Here is a 17,208-nt window from a genome sequence, read left to right as displayed (position 1 = left end):
ACGGATGACGCCGGGAGGGGTGGGAGTGGTTCCCGCGGGTTCGGGTTGGGTGGACTTCGGCCACTTGTGGGGGCCGGGGGCTCCGTCAGATCGGCCGCAGCTGTGCTTCGACGTGGGTGAGGAACCCTTGCGGGCTCGGGGCCAGGGTGAGGAACCCTTGCGGGCTCGCGGCCAGAACGTCGGCCGTCGGCGCGCAGTGGTAGAGGTCGCCGTCAACCCGGCCTGGCGGCAGGCGGTACACGGTCGCCCCGTCCGTACGGCTGAGTGCGAAGAGCGCCCCGCCGCCATCGGACCCGAAGACGACGACGGAGTCCTCAACCGCACCGACGAGCCGGGTGGGCAGGTCCCCGTGCAGCCCGGCCACCGTCTGCCGGGCGGGATGCACGAAGAGCCCGACGCCGACGTCCGGGAGGCTGAGGTGGCTCATGTGGCGATGGAGGAGTGCGAGGTCGGCGGAGACGGCGGCGACTTCATCGCACTCGGCGGCGCTGAACCCTTCTGCATTCCCGAGGGAGTTGCAGTCGGGCGGATACCCGAACCGTGGCTCGAACTCCGCGAGAAAAACGTCCAGAGACTCCCGCACGCGGCACATCCAGGCGTCAATCCACGCCCCGGTGAGGCGGGTGAGGCGGGTGAGACGGGTGAGGCGCGTCGGGTCCGACAGTCCAGATGGCACAGGGCCCCCTCGCTCACTCCCGACATCCCACCGAACCCACCGAACCCACCGAACCCAATGAACCCAATGAACCCCCACCCATGCTCTCTCGTCTCACAACCCGGCACGCCGAGACCCGCAGCGACGGCGAGTCGAGCGGTGACGTACCGCACCAGAAAACCCTGCTGTGCTCGACACGGAAGAGAAATTCACCCCCCATGAGACTTTCTTTCTCCTCGCACGCGCGACGTCCCTCACGGACGGCGTCACGCAAGACCGTGGCGGCAACCGGCGTAGCCACGGCGGCGCTTGCCATGCTGGCCACCAGTACCCCCGCCGCGCACGCGATCATCGGCGGCACCGAAGTCTCCAACGACGCCTACCCGTTCATGGCGGCCGTGATGGACAAGGGAGCCGGCAGCCCGCTGGACCGCCAGTTCTGCGGCGGCAGCCTGGTCACGGCAGACACGATCATGACGGCGGCGCACTGCCTGGTGGACGACGCGGGCAAGCCCGTGAAACCGAAGAAACTCCAGGTGGCGGTCGGCCGCACGGTCCTTTCCGCCTCAGGCCAGGGCCAGATACGCAACGTGGCGAAGGGCGGCGTGGTCGTTCACCCGCGCTACCTCAAGGGCCAGGAGGCGTACGACGTGGCCTTCATCCAACTCAGCAAGCCGGTCAGGGGAATCAGTCCGATCGCGCTCCCCACCCAGGGAACGGACGCCCTGATCCGCCCCGGCCAGAAGGCCACGGTCGCGGGCTGGGGAAACACGGACGCGAAACTCCCCAACACCCCGGACCGCCTCCGCGAGGTAAAGGTCCCGATCCTCTCGCACGCGGAATGCGGCACGAGCTACGCCGAGTACGACTCAAAGGTCAACTTCTGCGCGGGAGTCGAGACAAAGGACTCCTGCCAGGGCGACAGCGGCGGCCCCATCTTCCGCAACGTCCCCGGCCGCAGGGCCCCGATCCAGATAGGCGTCGTCTCGTACGGCGACGGCTGCGGGGCCCAGGGCGCCCCGGGCGTCTATACGTCGGTGAGCTCGTCGAAGCTGTGGAAGACGCTGGATGAGTCTGCGGCGGGCAAGAGGGTGAAACGGGGGATGAACCGGGGCTAGCCGAATGCGGGCTCGGCCCGGCAGGCGCTACCGTCATCGGGCCGAGCTCCGACGCACCAGCCCCTACGTCGGACACCGGCCGCCGCCCCCGGTGAGCACGGCATCCAGCCCGACCCGCTGCACGCGGGGCAAGTGCTCCCCGAGAGGTACTTGCCGCGGGCTGTGCGCGCCGTCGCAGATCCAGCTTCGCTCATCGACGTCGTACGTCCACGTCTCGGCACCCCACATCGGGTGCCCCTCCAGCAAGCGCCGGGCCAACGGCTCGCACCCGGGCGGGGCACCCTGCCCGACCAGCGCTTCTACGACGGCATCCACGGCTTCGGGCGGGGCGCCCGCATCGCCCAGGACGGGAAGAAGCAGAAGCAGCCGGGCGTGAGGGTCAGTGACTCCGGCGGCGCCCACTGGGGCAGTGAGTAGACCCGCAAGCTCCGGCCAGCACAGGCCAGGACCGACACGATCTTGGTCATCGCCGGCGAGGACGAGGGCGCGGGAGTCCGACCAGTCCTGGTGCGTGAGGAAGTAGTCGGTGGTTGTGAACTCCTCCCCGCTGTTGTAGTGCACGAGAATCGCGAAGCCGCCGGGCAGCGGCACGGTGAACACCGGCCAGGCCGACCTGTCGTGCAGCCGCTCCAGGGCGGCACCAGCATCCGCCGCATCGACGCCGAAGGCCTCTGCCGGGAAGCCTTCGCTGAGATCAGCGAGGTGGGCAGCCCAGAATCCGGGTTCGTCCAACAGGGGCAGTCCATTCACGACGGGGGCTGATGCGTACCTGTTCCGTGCCATCACCATGCCGGGGATTCTCGCCCAATTCTCACCTGAAGCTAAGAGTCTGAAGCAATGCCACCCGATGTCGACCGGCCGCCTGTGACTTCTCCCTCAATGTGGCGACCGATGCGATGGCAGTACCCACATCGGATGAAAGGAGATCGATGCATTCGAGTTGTTCAGCGACCTCGGATTCCGAAATGGAGTTTCCGCTTCCCGCTGCACGATCCAGGAAGTGCGCAGAATCCGCTAGGCAGGATGAGGTGTATGCGACCCACGAGCCATCGAAAGTTGCCATGTAGGAGTACGCATAATATAGAGCCGAGAGGGCATCCGAGACGTAAGCACCGACTCCCGATGGTTCCTCCTCCTGCGTGAGCTCCGGAAAGGCATAGATTCGTTGCCGAATTTCTTCACTTTCGGAAGGCCCTGCTGCTTCCGGGCCGGTCTGCCACAGTGCATTCAAATCTGAAAGATAGACCTCGGCATCCTGTGAGCGCTCTTCTTTGCCGCTTAGACCCCAGAAGAAGGATGCCGATGCGCGCTCGACACAGCTTGCCAGAAAAATCTGACATGAGATCGGTGACGCAGTCTCCGTGAAAGCAGTGACTCGCTGCTGCAGATCTACCACAGGAATGTCCTAATCTTTGTTCCGGATTCACGCTGGAACACGTCGCCTGTAATCCGCCCGCCGGAGGCGCGGATCAGTGGTGCACAAACCTCATCACATACGCTTCGTGAAGCACCACCAGCGACCGGAGTCCAGCCGTTCTTGATGATGTGTAGCATCGCGTTCTGTTCCGCATGGGTTCCGTCAATGTTATCCGCAAGCATTTCTCCTCTCCGTAGCATACCCTCCTGTGTCTTGTTGAGGCCACGGCCACTGCCGGCCACGACGTCTATGTCGCCGTAAGGGGTCCGGGCCCGTATAACGGCGACCGTGGATCTTGATTGGGCAATCGGATGCCCCGCTTGCGCATGTATTTCAGATGCCCTCTTCGAGAGCTGCTTGGCTACGCAGGGGGTGAGTCCGAGCGGATCGGCCCAGAGGAGAGGGTTGGCCGGATAGCTGTACGGGTTCGGAGCTGGAGCGAGGCCCAGCGAATCTGGTGTGTAATAGCAGCCGATGGCTGGGTCGTAGTAGCGGAAAAGGTTGTAATGGAGTCCGCTCTCGGCGTCATAGTATTGACCAGGAAAGCGGAGAGGGCAGTCAGTATCGCCGCAGAGGGGGTCCCCGATGGGGCTGCCCCATATATTTGACGAACTACGCCAAGCCACATCACCGGTATCATCCACAAGTTCCGTCGGAGTGCCGATGAGATCTGTGACAATTTCGAAGAACTGCTCATCGACCTGCGCCTGCGGGATGTGCAGTGCACTTGTGCGTTCTACCTGAGTAATTGGGCGATGCGATTCCGGCTCCCACCCCCAAGTGATCGTCTTCTTCTCCGGGGCCTCCGTGATCTGTTCTTGTTCTGCGAGTCGACTCCCGTCCCAGGTAAATATGGTTCGGGAAGCAACGGTCTCTTCGTCATCAGCCAGGAGCTGTTTTGCGATGCGACGTCCCAGCGCGTCGTACAGGTAGTACCAGCTTCGTCCATCCGGAGTGACGACCTGCGTGAGCCGGTCATATGCATCCCAGGTATAGCGCCAGACGCGTCGCCCACCCGACAGGAGTTTCCGAACGTGTCGGACCACGCGTCCCTGACCGTCGTACTCGTAGCGATCGCGGCGAGTCTCCCGGAGGCGCGATCCCTCGTATCTGCGTGACCCTTGAGGTTCGGTACCGGAAGATCCATCAGGCCATACAGCCTGGCTTAGGTTTCCCGCCGCATCGTAGGCATATTCCTCAGTCCATGATTCGGCATCGACAGCAGTGACACGCCCCTGGTGATCAAGGGCGAAGTTTCTGAATTCGTTCCCCGAATCACTGATTCCTGTGAGATAACCGTCCGCTCGGTAGCTGAACTCTCGGCGTTTGGTGATCTCCCCTGCCCGATTAATCAAGGACTGGGACGTGAGCCTGTTCTCGGTTCCCCACTCTTGACGCAAGGTGACACCCGTGTTGAGGCGTCGTTCCAGTTCACGACCTGCGGTGTCGTACTCGAAGGTGAGAGTGCGTCCGGCAACCTGAAGACTTGCGGGACGATCGCCCGGGCCCCAAGTCCATTCGTTTGAAAGTCCACTTGGCGTGCGCAGGAGAGTTGTGCGACCCAGAGCATCGTAGGCGCGTTCCAGTATTCGACCATTGCAAGTCTCAATGAGTGAGCGTCCACAGGCATCCCGCTCGAAAACAATCTCCGATTCAGGGTTGGACGCACGTACCATCATTCCGTTTATGTCGAATTCGAATGAGGTGGTATTGCCGCCGACGCTGTGCCCGACGGTAGCACCACGTGGATCGTAGACGTACTCAATTCGTTGTTCGGCACCGTTTATACGAGCGATGAGTTGGCGTGCCGCATCGTACTGGTATTGAACGAGCCGGCCGTTGAAGTCGCCCTCTCTGACGAGATTGCCGACTCCGTCATATTCGTACGTCCAAGTTCCGAGTGGAGTTGTGACGCCCGTCAGGCGAAGTTCGGTATCGTAGGTGAATTCGTTCAGTCTGCCATCTGGATCTACCCTGCGACTAGGCTGATCGAAACCACCAATTTCGTAGCGCGTGACGCCACGTTCAGGGTCAGCGTGCTCAATAAGGTTTCCTTCGGCATCATACTTCCAATGCGATCTTGATCCGTCGGGGTCGATGCGCCAGGACGGCTCCCCTTCAACCGTCCAGCCATACCGCGTCTCCTCCCCAGAGCTTTCGCAAACTGATGCCACACGGCCGAATGAATCACGCCCTATTCGAGTTGCAGCAGAGAGCGGGTTGGTGGTGGAAATAATCAACCCTGCTGCATTATTAAGGAAACTATGTGCGTTTCCCAGAGCATCAGTTACTGTCCTCAGATGGCCGAGCTCATCGTAATCCAATTCCGTCGTTGAACCGACTGGATCCGTTTCGCTCGTCAGATTCCCCCGAGCGTCATACTCTCTCAACCAGTGCACGCCATCTGGATCGATAATCCTCGCCGGTAGCCCTAGCTCGTTGTACTCGGCTACGACCGTCGCCCCGTCGGGGTGTGTGACGTGGGTCAGATTTCCATCAAGGTCGTAATCGTATGAGGTGGTTCGGCCAAGTGGGTCGGTGAGAGAAAGCAACTGGTCGTAGCGGGTCCACTCACGTGCCGTGATGTGACCAAGGGGATCCGTTTCGGTACAAAGCTGCAGGGCATCATTGAATTGGTAAGTGGTGGTGTGTCCCAGCGAGTTGACGGCAAGGGTGGTATTCGCTTCGGTGTCATAGATGTAGGTGTAGTCGAGGATTCCGGACGTTCCAGTTGTCCGAACACAATGATTGGTGTCGTCATATTCGTAGCGATACCATGTGTTATTTCGATCCTCCCAGCCGTCGATACGGCGACGCTCGTCGTAGAAGAGTTTTAGGGGAATCCCTGAGGAGTTGTAGATCTCGGCAAGATTCCCTCGGCTGTCGTACGCATAGCGGAGGAGTGTCGGCTGATCAGCATCATTGAGCAGCGTGAAGGCCGTGACACGACCTCGGTCGGTTGATACACCTACGTGATAGCCGCCATCGTGGACCAGTTCTTGTGGTTCTCCGTTCTCCCCGTAGCTGATCGTGATGGTGTTGTCATTACGGTCGGAGATGGCTGAAAGAGGCAGCTCTGACGGCGAACTACCAGCCACCGGCTGGAAATGCAGAGTGCGGTTGCTCTCCGGCTGGCGGAGTGTCATGGCAGATCCCGGGACGCCATCCCAAAACAGCGGCCAGCGCGGACCCTCGACAGGTTGGGTCGGCTCATCCGGATCGGGGACCGGGTAATGGAGGACCATTCCGTCGTCGCTGATGAACCGTACGCCGTCCTTGTCGAGGATGAGGCGCTGATCAAGCGTCGAGGTCCAACTCGGTCCGAACCAACGTCCAGCCTTCGTGGAGGTGCGGTGGTGGCGTTCCAGGAGTAGCGGCAGGACGCCGGGTAGAGCCACGTCGGTGGCAGACATGACCATCTCGCCAGTGGCCATGTCGATGGGGTCTCCACAGGTGAAGAGCTTCTTCATCTGCCGCCCCATCGCACGGGTGCCCTTACCGAGGCCCTTGGCCCCGAGGGCCAGTCCCTTCATTCCGGTCTTGAGGCCCTTGAGGCCTTTGAGTCCCTTGGCGAGGCCGCGGAGGCTGGTGAGGCCCTTCATGCCGGGGATGCAGTCGAGGGCGGCGAAGGCGACGTCGAGCAGGCCTGCTTCTCCGTTGGCGTATTTGTTGAGGGTGTCGGCGAGGACGACGAGGGCGGCGATCAACACGATCGCGCCGAGTATGGGTCCGCCGATGATCATGGCGATGATGCCCAGGACGGCGACGACGACCTTGCATACGGCGACGATGGTGTCCCAGTTGTCGGTGACCCAGTCGCCGACTTCCTCCCACCATTTGCGGTTCTGGATGCCCGCGTCGGAGGCGTCTTCGAGTTTCTTCTTCGCCGTGCCCGCGGCGTCTTCGCGCATCTTGCGGGCGTCTTCCGCCATCTTCTTCGCCGCGTCCAGGCTGGACTGGGCGGCGGTGACATCCGACTTGGCTGCCGTCTGGGCCTTCTCGGCCGAATTTGCGTTGCGGGTGGCGGCCTTGACCTTGTCCGGGTCCGGCTTCGGGACATCCTTGGACGCGCCGGAGTCCTTGTCGTCCTTGTACTTGTCGGCTTCCTTGCCCGCCCGATCCACCCAGGAGTCCGCCGAGGTCAGACGGGTCTGGGCGGCGCTCAGGCTGGTCTGCGCCTCGCGGCCCTTGGCCAGGGCCTTGTCGGCCAAGGCCTGGGAGCGTTCCAGCTCCGGCCAGTACGTCGAAAGCGCGTCCCCGGCCATCTCGTAGCTCTTCTTGAGCTTCTTCAGCTTGCCCGGCGCCGACTCGAACTCCGAGGTGAACGATTCTGCCGTCTTGCCCGCCCAGGTCAGGATCGCGTCCTCGCCCGCCATCCCCTTGATGTCGCGGAGCACCTTCGACACGTCGTCGGCGAAGTCATGGAGGTTCTTCGCCAGGTTGCGGACCCGGTCCGGGTCACCGGGAGTTGGGTCCTTGTCCAGGTCCAGGACATGCCAATCCGCCGGACGATTCCCCGCCATGCCACAACCCCCGCCGCTTCCGCCCCACAAGTACCCGTACGCACATGCGAAGTTACTAGGTGCGTACGGCGTACGGGAAGGCGGCAGGGCCGTGGGGCGGCGTCAGTGCTTGGCTCGCCTACTCCGCAAAGCGGAACGTCGACGTCACTGCGTCGAAGATGTCGAAGAAGGAGTCCGCCAGGTCCAGGACCTGGCTGCTGCCCGCCACCAGCGCGACCTTGCCCTCCTGGCCCGGCACCGGAATGAACGTCTGCATCAGTACGACGCGGATCGTGCGGTCGTCGCCCGGGACCGAGACGTCCTCGATGCCGTACGTGCGCGCCGCCATCCCCACTCCCGGGATGTCGACCGTCGTCACCTTGCGGTACGTGTCACCCTCGCGCTTGGCCTCCCGTACGCCGAGCTGGGCCACGATCGCGGCGGGGTCGGTGGGCAGCACGTCGCCGTTGGACGTGCGGGCGCCGACCAGGGAGACGGTGACCGAGCCGGTGACCGGCGTATCGCCGCCGAAGCTCTCCGCCATGCAGCCGCAGTAGAGGGCGCCGGACTGCCACGCCTCCTTGGATGCCTTGCGCAGGAAGCCCTCGAAGGTGTTGCGGTGGGGCTCCAGCTCGGGGCGCTCGCGTATGCGGTCGTTGATCATCTGCCGGATGCTGGCGTCACGCGACTCCGGGCGGACGTCGAACTCCCACCAGGTCTCCGGCACCTTGATGCTGAAACCGCCGCGGGCGATGGTCTGCGCTTCGGTGTAGCGGGCCATGCTGTTGTCCCCGTCCCCTTTGTTGGCTCTGGCACGTCAGCGTACGAGGTGGGGATCCCATCCTGCACTCGGCCGCTTTCCGGCAGGCGCTGCCCGGAGTCAGGCCTCTCCTTCGGGCGCTTTCGGGAGCGGGTCGGCGACGAACGTGCCCTTGCCGTGGACCGTGACGATGAGGCCACGCTCGCGGAGTTCCTGAGCTGCACGTCGCACCGTCAAGTACGCGACTCCGTACTCCGTCGCGAGATCCCGCTCGGCGGCCAGCCGAGCTCCGGGGCTCATCTCACCGGCGGCGATGCGCGCAGCGATGTGGTCGGCGATGGCGACGTACACCAGCTGCGGACCCTGCGGGTCGAAGTCCGGGACCTTGCTCTGCCCACTCATAGAGCCACCGTAAGCACCGCTGACCTGCAGAAACCATCCGAGAGCTATACATAGCTATACGTGGCTTGCTAACGTTGTGGCGTACGCAACACAGACCCCGGCGACGGCTGGCACCGCCCCGGGGCATGGCCAACGCTGCTGAAGGAGCGTCGACTTGAGCGACCCTATCGTTCGATTCCTGGGGCGAGTACTTGCCCTTTTCGCCCCGCGACCTCGGGGCCGGCACCGCCTCGAAGGCATCGCGCGCGCACTCATTCCGCCGCCCCCACCCCGCTTCACCGAGCGCCTCGACGGCCACGCGTCGCCCGTCGTACGCCCCTACGTCCTCACGCCGGGCGAGCGCCGAGCCCAGCGCGAACGCCGCCGCGCGCTCTACCTGGCCACCCTCGGCATCGACACCGGGCCGCGCCACATCCACGGCGTACCGGTACCGGTGGCCGCCCGGTGAACCCGCGCCCGCCGGTGCGGATGTGCGCCCGGTACCAGTGCACCACCGACGCCCCCGCCCTCGTACATGAAGTGCATGCGGCGACCGGGCCGGGATTCAACGTGTACGCGTGCGCGGAGTGCGCCGCGTCGTATCCGCCACCCGCAGGTGACGTCGCGCTGTGCCACGCCAGGCCATTGCAGGCCAGGCCATTGCAGGCCAGGCCATTGCAGGCCAGGCCATTGCAGGAAAATCCCGGCCGAGAGTCCTCTTTGCGGTGCGCCACCGGGATTTTCCTGCAAGACAGCTGCCCTACTCCACCGCTTCCTCCCATGTCGCCGTCAGGTCCGCGCACTGGACCCTGATCGTCGCGTCCGTCAGCTCTATCTCGTGGGTGATGCCGGCGCCGCCGCCCGCTCCGTACGGCAGGACCTCGTCCAGTAGCACGGTGATCGACTCCATCCAGTCGATCGACCTCGCGTAGTCGATGGAGAAGTGCGTGACGTCCGCGTACTCGATGCGTAGGCCTCTGGTGTGCTTCCACCGGTTTGGGCTGAATGTGAGTGATGCCGCGCCCGATCCGTCTGCGGAGTTTGCTGTCTTTGTGGGCAGGCAGATGTTCGTGAGCTCCAGATCCTTTACGCAGCGTTCGCTCGCGAAGGCGTAATGTCCGGCGTCGGACACAAAGGCCCACGCCCCGCCGGGCAGCATCTCTCTGAGGGTTGGCAGTACGGCCAGGTATTCCTGTGCGTCGACCCGGAAGCCGTGGCCTTCCTCGTCCCAGTCGGCCTTCACGTACTTCATCCGATGGAGTATTCCATTCCGGTGCCTGGGCGCGTGCCATTCGTCCGCGCTGCGACCGAACTGGACCACTTTGTACGGCCATTGGCCTCACGAGACATTCACTACTCGGCAAAGTGAAGCCTGGCGAAGGCATTGACCACTTCAGTACCTTCGGATGGCTTGTAGAACTGTCGCCCCACCGGGAGTCCCACGTGAACCGCAGTCGCCACCTGCCCGTAGCCGCCGTCTCGCTGGCGGCTGCCGCTGCCCTGCTGCTGAGTGGATGCGGGGGTGGGGACGACAAGGACTCGGGCAAGGACAAGATCGCGGGGGCGGATGAGGGCGGCAAGAAGAGTGCGTCGCCTGGCGGGAAGAAGAGTGATGCGCCTGTCGTCGACCGCCCCGAGATGAAGTTCCCCGCGAGCGTGCAGCTCGTCTTCGACAAGGCGAATGTGTCGGATCCGGACCAGACCGCGGCCGCGAACGACGCCGAGAACTTCGTGAAGTCGATTCGGTACGGAATCGTGAAGCAGGACACGGAAGACGCGGCGTACAAGTTCTACTCGGAGTATCAGAGCCCGGCGTTCAAGTACGCCAAGGACCAGATCAAGCAGCGCGTCGACAAGGGATTCACCATTTCCGGAGAGATGCACTTCACCGACATCAAGGTCGAACCGGTGAAGAGCGAGAAGTCAGCCGTCGTCACCTTCTGCAGCGACAGCAGCAAGCTGTACAGCAAGGAGGTGAAGACGAAGAAGGTGCACCACACGGAAGCGAGCATCAGTGACTTCGACTCCTGGCAGGTCCTCATGACCGCGTCCGACAGCAACAAGGGGCTGTGGCGGGCCAAGCAGGTCGAGGTGGCGACCGAGGCGAAGGAGTGCAGGTGATGGTGAGGTCGGGGCGTCGAGCGCCACTCATATCGGCCGCCGTCGGCTTCTCGCTGATGTTCGTCGCGGCGGGCCCCGCGGGCCCGGCACTGGCCGGTGAGGACGGGCCGACCAACGGCACCACTTCGGCCGAGAAAAAGGGCAACACCGTCGCCGCCGTAGCCAAGATCTCCTACACCTCATCCGGCAACGGCAAGGGCGGAGGTCGTGTTGCGTCCGTCGACACCAACTGGACGCCGCCCGCCTGCTGGTACGCGCCGGAGTGGAAGGCCACCGAGTTCCAGGAGTACCGGCAGCGGCTCTACTTCGGCGCGCGGCACGACCCTGACGCGCCGCGCGATGTTCTCGGTGACATGTCCGACCAGAACCAGGCGTACGCCAAGGACGGCTACAACATCGACAAGGAGAAGGACGGCATGTGGTGGGGGGCCCAGCAGAACCCCAACGCCTCCATGGCCGACCAGTTCAAGTGCGACAAGGAGCCGTTCTGGGTCGAGAACGGCGAGACTCCGGAGGTCCCGCAGGCCATCGATCCGGAGACCCTCGCAGGTCTCGCGTACGAGCAGATCGAGGTCCCCGGCACCAAGGTCAGCCTCGCGCCCGACGGGCCCTCCAAGGTCAATCTCCCCACCTGGGCCTGGCTGGACAAGGGTGACTTCCAGCCCGTGTCCGTCACTGCCTCGCTCGACGCTCCCGGGCTGCACATCGAGGCGACGACCACCGCGAAGCCCACCGCGCTCAGCATCAAGCCGGGCACCGAGGACGCCGTGCGGATCCCCGCTTCCGGCAAGTGCGAGCTGAACGACGACGGTTCGATCGGGGAGCCGTACGCCAAGGGGAAGGCGAAGCAGACTCCGCCCTGTGGTGTCACCTATCAGCGCTCCTCCGGGAACGGGAAGTTCAATCTCCAGGCCACCGCCACCTGGGAGATCACCTGGACCGGCACCGGCGGCGCGGGCGGTGACCTTCCCGACGGCGAGTACGGGAACGATCAGCCGATCACCGTCGAGGAGATCCAGTCCATCAACCGGTGAGGCCAGTTAGCTGGGCCCGCAGGCGAGCCGCGGCGAAGTCGAGCAGCTCCTCCAGCTCGATCTCCCGCGGCTCGGTCGCGTCACGCACCTCCGGGGCGGGAGGGCTTTCCGCCGTGCCCCACTCCGCCAGCAGCCACGGGCCGTCGTGCCACTCCACTCGCCACACCGCCCCGTGACGGTTCTCGAACTCCACGAAGCTGCCGGGGGCGTTCTCCAGCAGGCGGAGCTCCTGGACGAGGATCCGCTCCTTGGTGAAGCCACGGCCCGGGTTGTCGCTCCATGAGCGGGTACGGGTGTTGGCGTACCGCATCTTCAGGAACGGCTGCGGGTCCCTGCGGTCGAACTCGTGCAGCCGCAGCATGCGGTAGCGGGTGATCGCCTCGTCGAGGGTCTCGCGGCCGGAGAACTCGTGGGCGTACGCGGGGAATACGAGGCGGACGTGGGGTGTGAGGGCGGGGTTGTCGACGCTGTAGAAGTCGTGGACCTCGGGGGCTATGCCGACCACCACGTCGAAGGTCCGGGCCTCACCCTCGGCCGTACGCGGCGGGGTGAAGCCGTCCGCCGTGCCGAGGTGGGGGTTGCTGGCGAAGATCTCCGACTCCCGCTCCCGCGCGAACTCCAGTGTCGCCACGGCCAGTTCCTCGTCGAACCACTCGCGGCCGCTCAGTTGCAGCAGGCGCCTGCCGTCGGCTGAGAGCGCGCCGGCGAAGTTGAGGGTGCGGACCGGTGACCAGTACCAGGCGTCGGGCAGGCCGGGGAGCGGGATCACGTTCTTGAAGCCGCTCACTACCGCCCGTAGATCCATTTCCCCCGCCACTCCCTCTCCCGACCCGCTACGAATCTACAGCGAGGGCCTCGCGTCGTCGCGCGCATCCCCCTTCGCACTTCCTCCGCACTTCGCGCGCGGCCGGGACGCGGGGAAAGTAAATGAAAGCAAAGCAGAAGGCAAAGGGAAGGCAAGATGGTCGGCACCTGGACCGACCTGCTTTCACCGGGCCTTCACGCGCCCGCCCGCCTTCTCTCACCTCGCAATAGTTCGCCCTGGCGAATCCATGCATCCGGCAGTTATTGTCGGTTCCCCGGCGTCTCTTCGCGCGCCGGACAGCCGACGATGACCGCCGAGGGGAAGCGCACCGCGGACATGAGTGACCTACGCCTCGACGACACGATCTTCGAAGACCTGCGGAAGACGTTCTCCACGGTCAGTGACCGCATGGACGCCGCTCGCCGCACCCTCCGCGGGGCCGATGGATCGGTCGTCGGCGCGAGCAAACTCGTCGAGGACGTACACGAGTTCGCCGACGAGTGGGGCTACGGCGTCAAGCAGCTCGGCAAGCACACACACGGCGCCGTCAAGATGATCAACAAGATCGGCGAGAAGTTCAGCGAGCTGGACCAGGAGCTGGCCGAGTCGCTCAAGTCGGCCGATAAGGACTCGAAGAAGAAGGGCCACTGACGTGGGGCGTCGGCCTGCCTTTCCGCACATCGGCTGGGACCCCACCCCCGGGGACGTGACGGACACCCGCGAGCTCGCGAAGAAGCTGGGCGGGCTCGCGACGGAACTGGGTTCCGCTGTAAGGGACTTGGAGCGGATCGAGTGCGGGGCCTGGAAGGGCAAGACCGCCCTCGCCTTCACCGAGTACATCGGACATGACGTCACACCCCTCGTCCGCAAGAGTCACGAATCGTTCGACAAGGCCTCGCGGGCGCTGCACAAGTGGGCCGGTGAGCTGCAGGACTTCCAGGACGAGGCGGACCGCCTGGAGAAGTCGGCCGGGCGGAAGCTGGAAGCCCGGGAGGAGGCGAAGCCCGACAGCGAGGAGGCCGCGAAAGCGTCGGGAGACGTCGACGGTGTCACCCAGCAGGTCCACGACCTGGAGGATCGCTACGGCCGCGCCGCGGGGGCCATCAGCAAGGAGCTGGACAAGGCCGGCGACATCGCCCCGGACGAGCCCGGCTTCTGGGACAAGCTGGGCAAGGGCATCGCGGATGCGTGGGACGCCACGGGCGAGTGGCTCGAGGACCATGCCGATCTGATCAAGCTGATCGGCGACGCTCTCAGCGACCTCAGCGGCATTCTCGCCTTCCTCGCCATCATCACTCTTCCCTTCGAGCCGCTGGGTGCCATTTTCGGCGCGGCAGCCCTGCTCACCAGCGGGCTCGCTCTGCTGAGCCACGGCATCGCGAAGGCCGCCGGTGCCGATGTCAGCTGGGTGGCCATCGGGTTTGACGCTCTTGGGCTGCTGCCCGGTATCGGCGCGTTCGGCAAGGAGGGCGTCGCGATAGGCAAGGGCGCCAATGCCGCCAAGGAGGCCAAGGTCTTTGGTGCGGGCTTCAGGAGTCTTGGCCCCAAGACCGCCCGGAATCTGATCGCGTTCGGAGAGGACACCGGGGTGACGGGAGGGAAGTCGCTCTCCCGCTTCGGCAAGACAGTAACGCTCTGGGGGCACAAGGGAGTTGAGGTAGTCGGCCATGAGAGCACGAAACTCAACCGCCTCGCCGGCGTCATGAACGCGGGCTACCGGCAAGGACAGCTCATGGGCACCAAGGGCTGGAACATGCTGGCTCCCGAACGGCTCGCCGCGGATCCCCTGAGCAACTTGGGCCGGGGCATCGACGCGACAATCAAGATCGCTCCTAAGTTCTGGTCCGTCCCCCAGCATGTGGGCGAGGCCGTTCACCTGGGTGACCGCCTGGACCAGTCCGCCACCGCGCACTGAACGACCCCCGCCCCCTCGGCACTCATCTAAGGCCCAGCTCATGACCGCATGGCACCCACAACAGGGCGAGGTCCAACTCGCCCGTGACCTGGTGGTGTTCGCCACCGGCGTCGCCCCGCAGGTATCCGGAATGCGCTGGTTCCGGGATGCGAACCGGCTCGACATCAGCGATCAGCTGCCCGGGTGGCCGGAAGGCCCGCAGTACACACCCCGGACCAAGCCCGAGAAACGCACCCGATCAGCGGCGCGATTCGGGCTGCGCGGCCTCTACGCCGTCGTCGCGGGCGGGCTGGAGACGCTGGCGGGCTCTGGCAGCCTCACCAAGGTCCCTCGGGCCATCGGGCATCCGCCCGAAGATCCCGCGAACGAGGTCGAGGACTTCCCCGTCATGTGGGCCGCCCCCGGCACCCTCGCCCGGACGCTCCCCTGGCAGCTCGACACGAGCCGACGCCCCGCCGGATATCTCACCTACGCCGTCGTCACCGACCGCCGTCTCGTGATCCTCGGCCGCGCCGACGGCGGACGCGAAGAACCAGAGGTCCTGTGGGAGTGCGCCCGTACGGACATCGCCGGTGCCGAGAGGCGGAAGTTCAGCAAGGAGAACTCTGACGCGGTCATCCGCTTCACCGACGGATCGTGGTGCCGCCTGCACGTGTCCTTGCCTTACGGGCTGCTCCGCTATCTGGCCACGCCGCACGAGCTGCTCGACGACGACGACCTCAGCCCAGGTCAGCGCCAGGCCGTCGAGGCCTTCACCGCCCGGCACGCGCTCGACGCACGCCCCGTGGTCAGCCGCCGCCCCAGCGGCCATGTCCTGGTCGAGCACCGTATGGGAGACGGGCCGCCCACGTCCGTCGGAGTCTTCACCGGGGGGCACCAGCTGCTGGGGCCGGACGGCGAGGACGTCGAGGAACAGCCCGACGACTACTGATCCCGAAGAGCGCGGCTCGGCGAAGACCACGTTCCCGACGGCCGCGGCTCAACGAGGACCACGTTCCCGGCGACCACGTCCCCGACGACCACTGATCAGGACCGAACCCATGGCCACTCCCACAGACGTCATACCGCCCGCCCCGAGCGGCGGCGCGCCCCTCCCGCCCATGACATTCACCGCTCCCGAGGGGTTCTTCGCCCTCCCCTTGGCGGGCACCCCTGAGGAGCGTGCCGCCCTCGCCGACACCTTCGTACGAGAGCTCTACTCTCGCGGCGACGAGTCGATCTGGACTCCTGCGGCCCCCTACTACGCCGCCATCGCCGAGTACATGGCGGAGCAAGGGCTCGCCTACTCCGCCATGGGGCTCTTCTCGACGGACGAGGGTGGCGTGGCCCAGTGCGCGTTCACGGTGGCCGCCGTCGAGACCGACCAGACCGACCCCGACGTCGCCGCTCAGGGCATCCTGTCTGCCCTCGGCCAGGACGCGCTCAACGATGCCCGCTGGATGGACCTGCCGTGTGGCCCGGCTGTCTCCTGCGTGACTCTGCGAGAGTTCAAGCTCGGTCCGGAAGTGTCGGCCACGGGCGAGGAAGCCAACCTGCCGACCGGCCAGATCCAAGTTCACGTCCCGTTCCCCAATGGCCCGTACACCGCCGTCTTCACGCTCTTCACGGCATCTGTGGACTACTGGGGCGAGTTCTGCGACATGGTCGTGGCGATTCTGCGGACAGTGAGCTTCACCGGCTCCGGCGAGGCGGCCGGTGAGGGGGCCGGTGAGGCAGCCGGTGAGGGGGTTCCGGATGAAGCCGGGAGCGTAGAGCGAGGGCGAGAGCAAGAACACGGGCGGGCGTGACCGGCGATGGACTGGTACCCCTCCCCCGACGAGAACGTACTCCTGCGCACCGCCGCCAAGTTCGCCAGTGGAATGGCCTCCGCAGTCGATGGCCTCCGGTGGTTCCGCGATCCGGAACGCGGCGACATCCAAGAAGAGTTGATGGCGAACGAAGGCTGGCCTCCCACACCGGCACACCGCACGTTCGCAGGCTTCGCGACTCGCTCGCAATGGCCTGAAGGCGGGGCTCGCGGTCGCCCTCATCGCTGTCGTGGGAGGTACCGCGCTCCGCCATCGATCGCGTGGAACCCCGTGCCTTCAGCGCGGGCGGAGACAACGTCAAAGTCGTCTCCACGGAAGGTTCATGGGGCAGGCTGAGCTCGCGCTGGCGTGCCGAGTTCGTGCGTCACCTCGGCGAGCTTCCCGAAATCGTCGGCCTTGACTCCTTGACCACGGCCCAGCGGATAACGGTCGTGGCCTTCGCCGCCGCACATTCGGCCGCCGGTACGCCCCTCGTGACCCGGCACCCCGAAGGCGATTTCGGCATCGAGATCCGGTCGTCGGACAACGTCGGTCCGTCCGACGGCCTCTGCGAAGGCTTGCGCACCATGGTCATGGGGCCTGACGGCGAGGAGATCAAGGACCCTTGGATGGCCAGCTCCCTTACCCCGCCCCGTAACAGCACCCCGACGGTCCCCATGGAAACGCCTCCGTCGCGACAGTAAAGTGCGGCC

At 65.1% G+C, this 17,208-nt stretch carries 17 protein-coding genes; 9 read left to right on the top strand and 8 right to left on the bottom strand.

What is annotated here, in order from left to right; all coding sequences use genetic code 11:
• Positions 1–85: 85 nt before the first annotated feature.
• Complete coding sequence (locus AB0E78_RS25995) at positions 86–676, bottom strand: hypothetical protein (protein ID WP_361836934.1); 591 nt, start codon at positions 674–676, stop codon at positions 86–88.
• A 293-nt stretch (positions 677–969) separates the two neighbouring features.
• On the opposite strand from AB0E78_RS25995, the gene AB0E78_RS25990 reads away from it, so the two are divergent.
• Positions 970–1,773 (top strand): serine protease, encoded by an 804-nt coding sequence (locus tag AB0E78_RS25990; RefSeq protein ID WP_361836931.1) that lies wholly within the window; start codon positions 970–972, stop codon positions 1,771–1,773.
• 63 nt (positions 1,774–1,836) lie between these two features.
• Here the strand turns inward: AB0E78_RS25990 and AB0E78_RS25985 are convergent, their stop codons facing one another.
• The 5 genes from AB0E78_RS25985 to AB0E78_RS25965 form a co-directional block, all read right to left on the bottom strand.
• Positions 1,837–2,505, bottom strand: a complete 669-nt coding sequence (locus AB0E78_RS25985) for a hypothetical protein (RefSeq protein ID WP_361836929.1) — start codon at positions 2,503–2,505, stop codon at positions 1,837–1,839.
• Positions 2,506–2,584: 79 nt separating this feature from the next.
• A complete protein-coding gene (locus AB0E78_RS25980; RefSeq protein ID WP_361836927.1) occupies positions 2,585–3,169 on the bottom strand; it encodes a hypothetical protein in 585 nt (194 codons plus the stop codon).
• The gene (locus AB0E78_RS25975) at positions 3,163–7,713 is read right to left on the bottom strand and encodes a DUF6531 domain-containing protein (RefSeq protein WP_361836925.1); all 4,551 of its coding nucleotides are present in this window, start codon (positions 7,711–7,713) and stop codon (positions 3,163–3,165) included. Before AB0E78_RS25975 ends, AB0E78_RS25980 begins: the two co-directional genes overlap by 7 nt.
• Positions 7,714–7,831: 118 nt before the next feature.
• On the bottom strand, positions 7,832–8,473 hold the full coding sequence (locus AB0E78_RS25970; protein ID WP_361836923.1) for a hypothetical protein: 642 nt from the start codon (positions 8,471–8,473) through the stop codon (positions 7,832–7,834).
• A 99-nt stretch (positions 8,474–8,572) separates the two neighbouring features.
• Positions 8,573–8,854: a GntR family transcriptional regulator gene (locus tag AB0E78_RS25965; protein WP_361836920.1), complete on the bottom strand. Its 282-nt coding sequence runs from the start codon at positions 8,852–8,854 to the stop codon at positions 8,573–8,575.
• A 154-nt stretch (positions 8,855–9,008) separates the two neighbouring features.
• On the opposite strand from AB0E78_RS25965, the gene AB0E78_RS25960 reads away from it, so the two are divergent.
• The gene (locus AB0E78_RS25960; protein ID WP_361836918.1) at positions 9,009–9,302 is read left to right on the top strand and encodes a hypothetical protein; all 294 of its coding nucleotides are present in this window, start codon (positions 9,009–9,011) and stop codon (positions 9,300–9,302) included.
• Positions 9,303–9,593: 291 nt separating this feature from the next.
• On the opposite strand, the gene AB0E78_RS25955 is transcribed toward AB0E78_RS25960, so the two are convergent.
• Positions 9,594–10,085 carry a hypothetical protein gene (locus tag AB0E78_RS25955; protein ID WP_361836917.1) on the bottom strand — a complete coding sequence of 164 codons (492 nt, stop codon included), beginning with the start codon at positions 10,083–10,085 and terminating at the stop codon, positions 9,594–9,596.
• Between the two features lie 191 nt (positions 10,086–10,276).
• Between AB0E78_RS25955 and AB0E78_RS25950 the strand changes: the two genes are divergently transcribed.
• Positions 10,277–10,954 (top strand): hypothetical protein, encoded by a 678-nt coding sequence (locus tag AB0E78_RS25950; protein ID WP_361836915.1) that lies wholly within the window; start codon positions 10,277–10,279, stop codon positions 10,952–10,954.
• Positions 10,954–11,988, top strand: coding sequence for a hypothetical protein (locus tag AB0E78_RS25945; RefSeq protein ID WP_361836912.1), 1,035 nt, complete (start codon positions 10,954–10,956; stop codon positions 11,986–11,988). The genes AB0E78_RS25950 and AB0E78_RS25945 overlap by 1 nt, the downstream gene beginning before the upstream one ends.
• On the opposite strand, the gene AB0E78_RS25940 is transcribed toward AB0E78_RS25945, so the two are convergent.
• Positions 11,978–12,793: a hypothetical protein gene (locus AB0E78_RS25940; protein WP_361836910.1), complete on the bottom strand. Its 816-nt coding sequence runs from the start codon at positions 12,791–12,793 to the stop codon at positions 11,978–11,980. The genes AB0E78_RS25945 and AB0E78_RS25940 overlap by 11 nt on opposite strands.
• A gap of 336 nt (positions 12,794–13,129) precedes the next feature.
• On the opposite strand from AB0E78_RS25940, the gene AB0E78_RS25935 reads away from it, so the two are divergent.
• From AB0E78_RS25935 to AB0E78_RS25915, 5 genes are all read left to right on the top strand, one after another.
• On the top strand, positions 13,130–13,444 hold the full coding sequence (locus AB0E78_RS25935; protein ID WP_361837739.1) for a hypothetical protein: 315 nt from the start codon (positions 13,130–13,132) through the stop codon (positions 13,442–13,444).
• 55 nt (positions 13,445–13,499) lie between these two features.
• Positions 13,500–14,708 carry an enoyl-CoA hydratase/isomerase family protein gene (locus AB0E78_RS25930; protein WP_361836907.1) on the top strand — a complete coding sequence of 403 codons (1,209 nt, stop codon included), beginning with the start codon at positions 13,500–13,502 and terminating at the stop codon, positions 14,706–14,708.
• A 40-nt stretch (positions 14,709–14,748) separates the two neighbouring features.
• Complete coding sequence (locus tag AB0E78_RS25925; protein WP_361836905.1) at positions 14,749–15,639, top strand: hypothetical protein; 891 nt, start codon at positions 14,749–14,751, stop codon at positions 15,637–15,639.
• Positions 15,640–15,748: 109 nt separating this feature from the next.
• Positions 15,749–16,495 carry a hypothetical protein gene (locus AB0E78_RS25920; protein ID WP_361836902.1) on the top strand — a complete coding sequence of 249 codons (747 nt, stop codon included), beginning with the start codon at positions 15,749–15,751 and terminating at the stop codon, positions 16,493–16,495.
• A 281-nt stretch (positions 16,496–16,776) separates the two neighbouring features.
• Positions 16,777–17,199 carry a hypothetical protein gene (locus AB0E78_RS25915; protein WP_361836899.1) on the top strand — a complete coding sequence of 141 codons (423 nt, stop codon included), beginning with the start codon at positions 16,777–16,779 and terminating at the stop codon, positions 17,197–17,199.
• Positions 17,200–17,208 lie beyond the last annotated feature (9 nt).

Source organism: Streptomyces sp. NPDC032198 (assembly GCF_040636975.1).
GTDB lineage: Bacteria > Actinomycetota > Actinomycetes > Streptomycetales > Streptomycetaceae > Streptomyces.
The sequence above is the reverse complement of the archived record's forward strand: the minus strand, read 5'-3'. Positions and strand labels throughout refer to the sequence as shown.

What these genes read in the sequence shown, in the direction of transcription:
- AB0E78_RS25990 (WP_361836931.1), top strand. Translation starts at nt 970, where the DNA reads ATGCTGGCCACCAGTACCCCCGCCGCGCACGCGATCATCGGCGGCACC.
- AB0E78_RS25975 (WP_361836925.1), bottom strand. Translation starts at nt 7,713, where the DNA reads ATGGCGGGGAATCGTCCGGCGGATTGGCATGTCCTGGACCTGGACAAG.
- AB0E78_RS25970 (WP_361836923.1), bottom strand. Translation starts at nt 8,473, where the DNA reads ATGGCCCGCTACACCGAAGCGCAGACCATCGCCCGCGGCGGTTTCAGC.
- AB0E78_RS25965 (WP_361836920.1), bottom strand. Translation starts at nt 8,854, where the DNA reads ATGAGTGGGCAGAGCAAGGTCCCGGACTTCGACCCGCAGGGTCCGCAG.
- AB0E78_RS25955 (WP_361836917.1), bottom strand. Translation starts at nt 10,085, where the DNA reads ATGAAGTACGTGAAGGCCGACTGGGACGAGGAAGGCCACGGCTTCCGG.
- AB0E78_RS25945 (WP_361836912.1), top strand. Translation starts at nt 10,954, where the DNA reads ATGGTGAGGTCGGGGCGTCGAGCGCCACTCATATCGGCCGCCGTCGGC.
- AB0E78_RS25940 (WP_361836910.1), bottom strand. Translation starts at nt 12,793, where the DNA reads ATGGATCTACGGGCGGTAGTGAGCGGCTTCAAGAACGTGATCCCGCTC.
- AB0E78_RS25935 (WP_361837739.1), top strand. Translation starts at nt 13,130, where the DNA reads ATGAGTGACCTACGCCTCGACGACACGATCTTCGAAGACCTGCGGAAG.
- AB0E78_RS25925 (WP_361836905.1), top strand. Translation starts at nt 14,749, where the DNA reads ATGACCGCATGGCACCCACAACAGGGCGAGGTCCAACTCGCCCGTGAC.
- AB0E78_RS25920 (WP_361836902.1), top strand. Translation starts at nt 15,749, where the DNA reads ATGGCCACTCCCACAGACGTCATACCGCCCGCCCCGAGCGGCGGCGCG.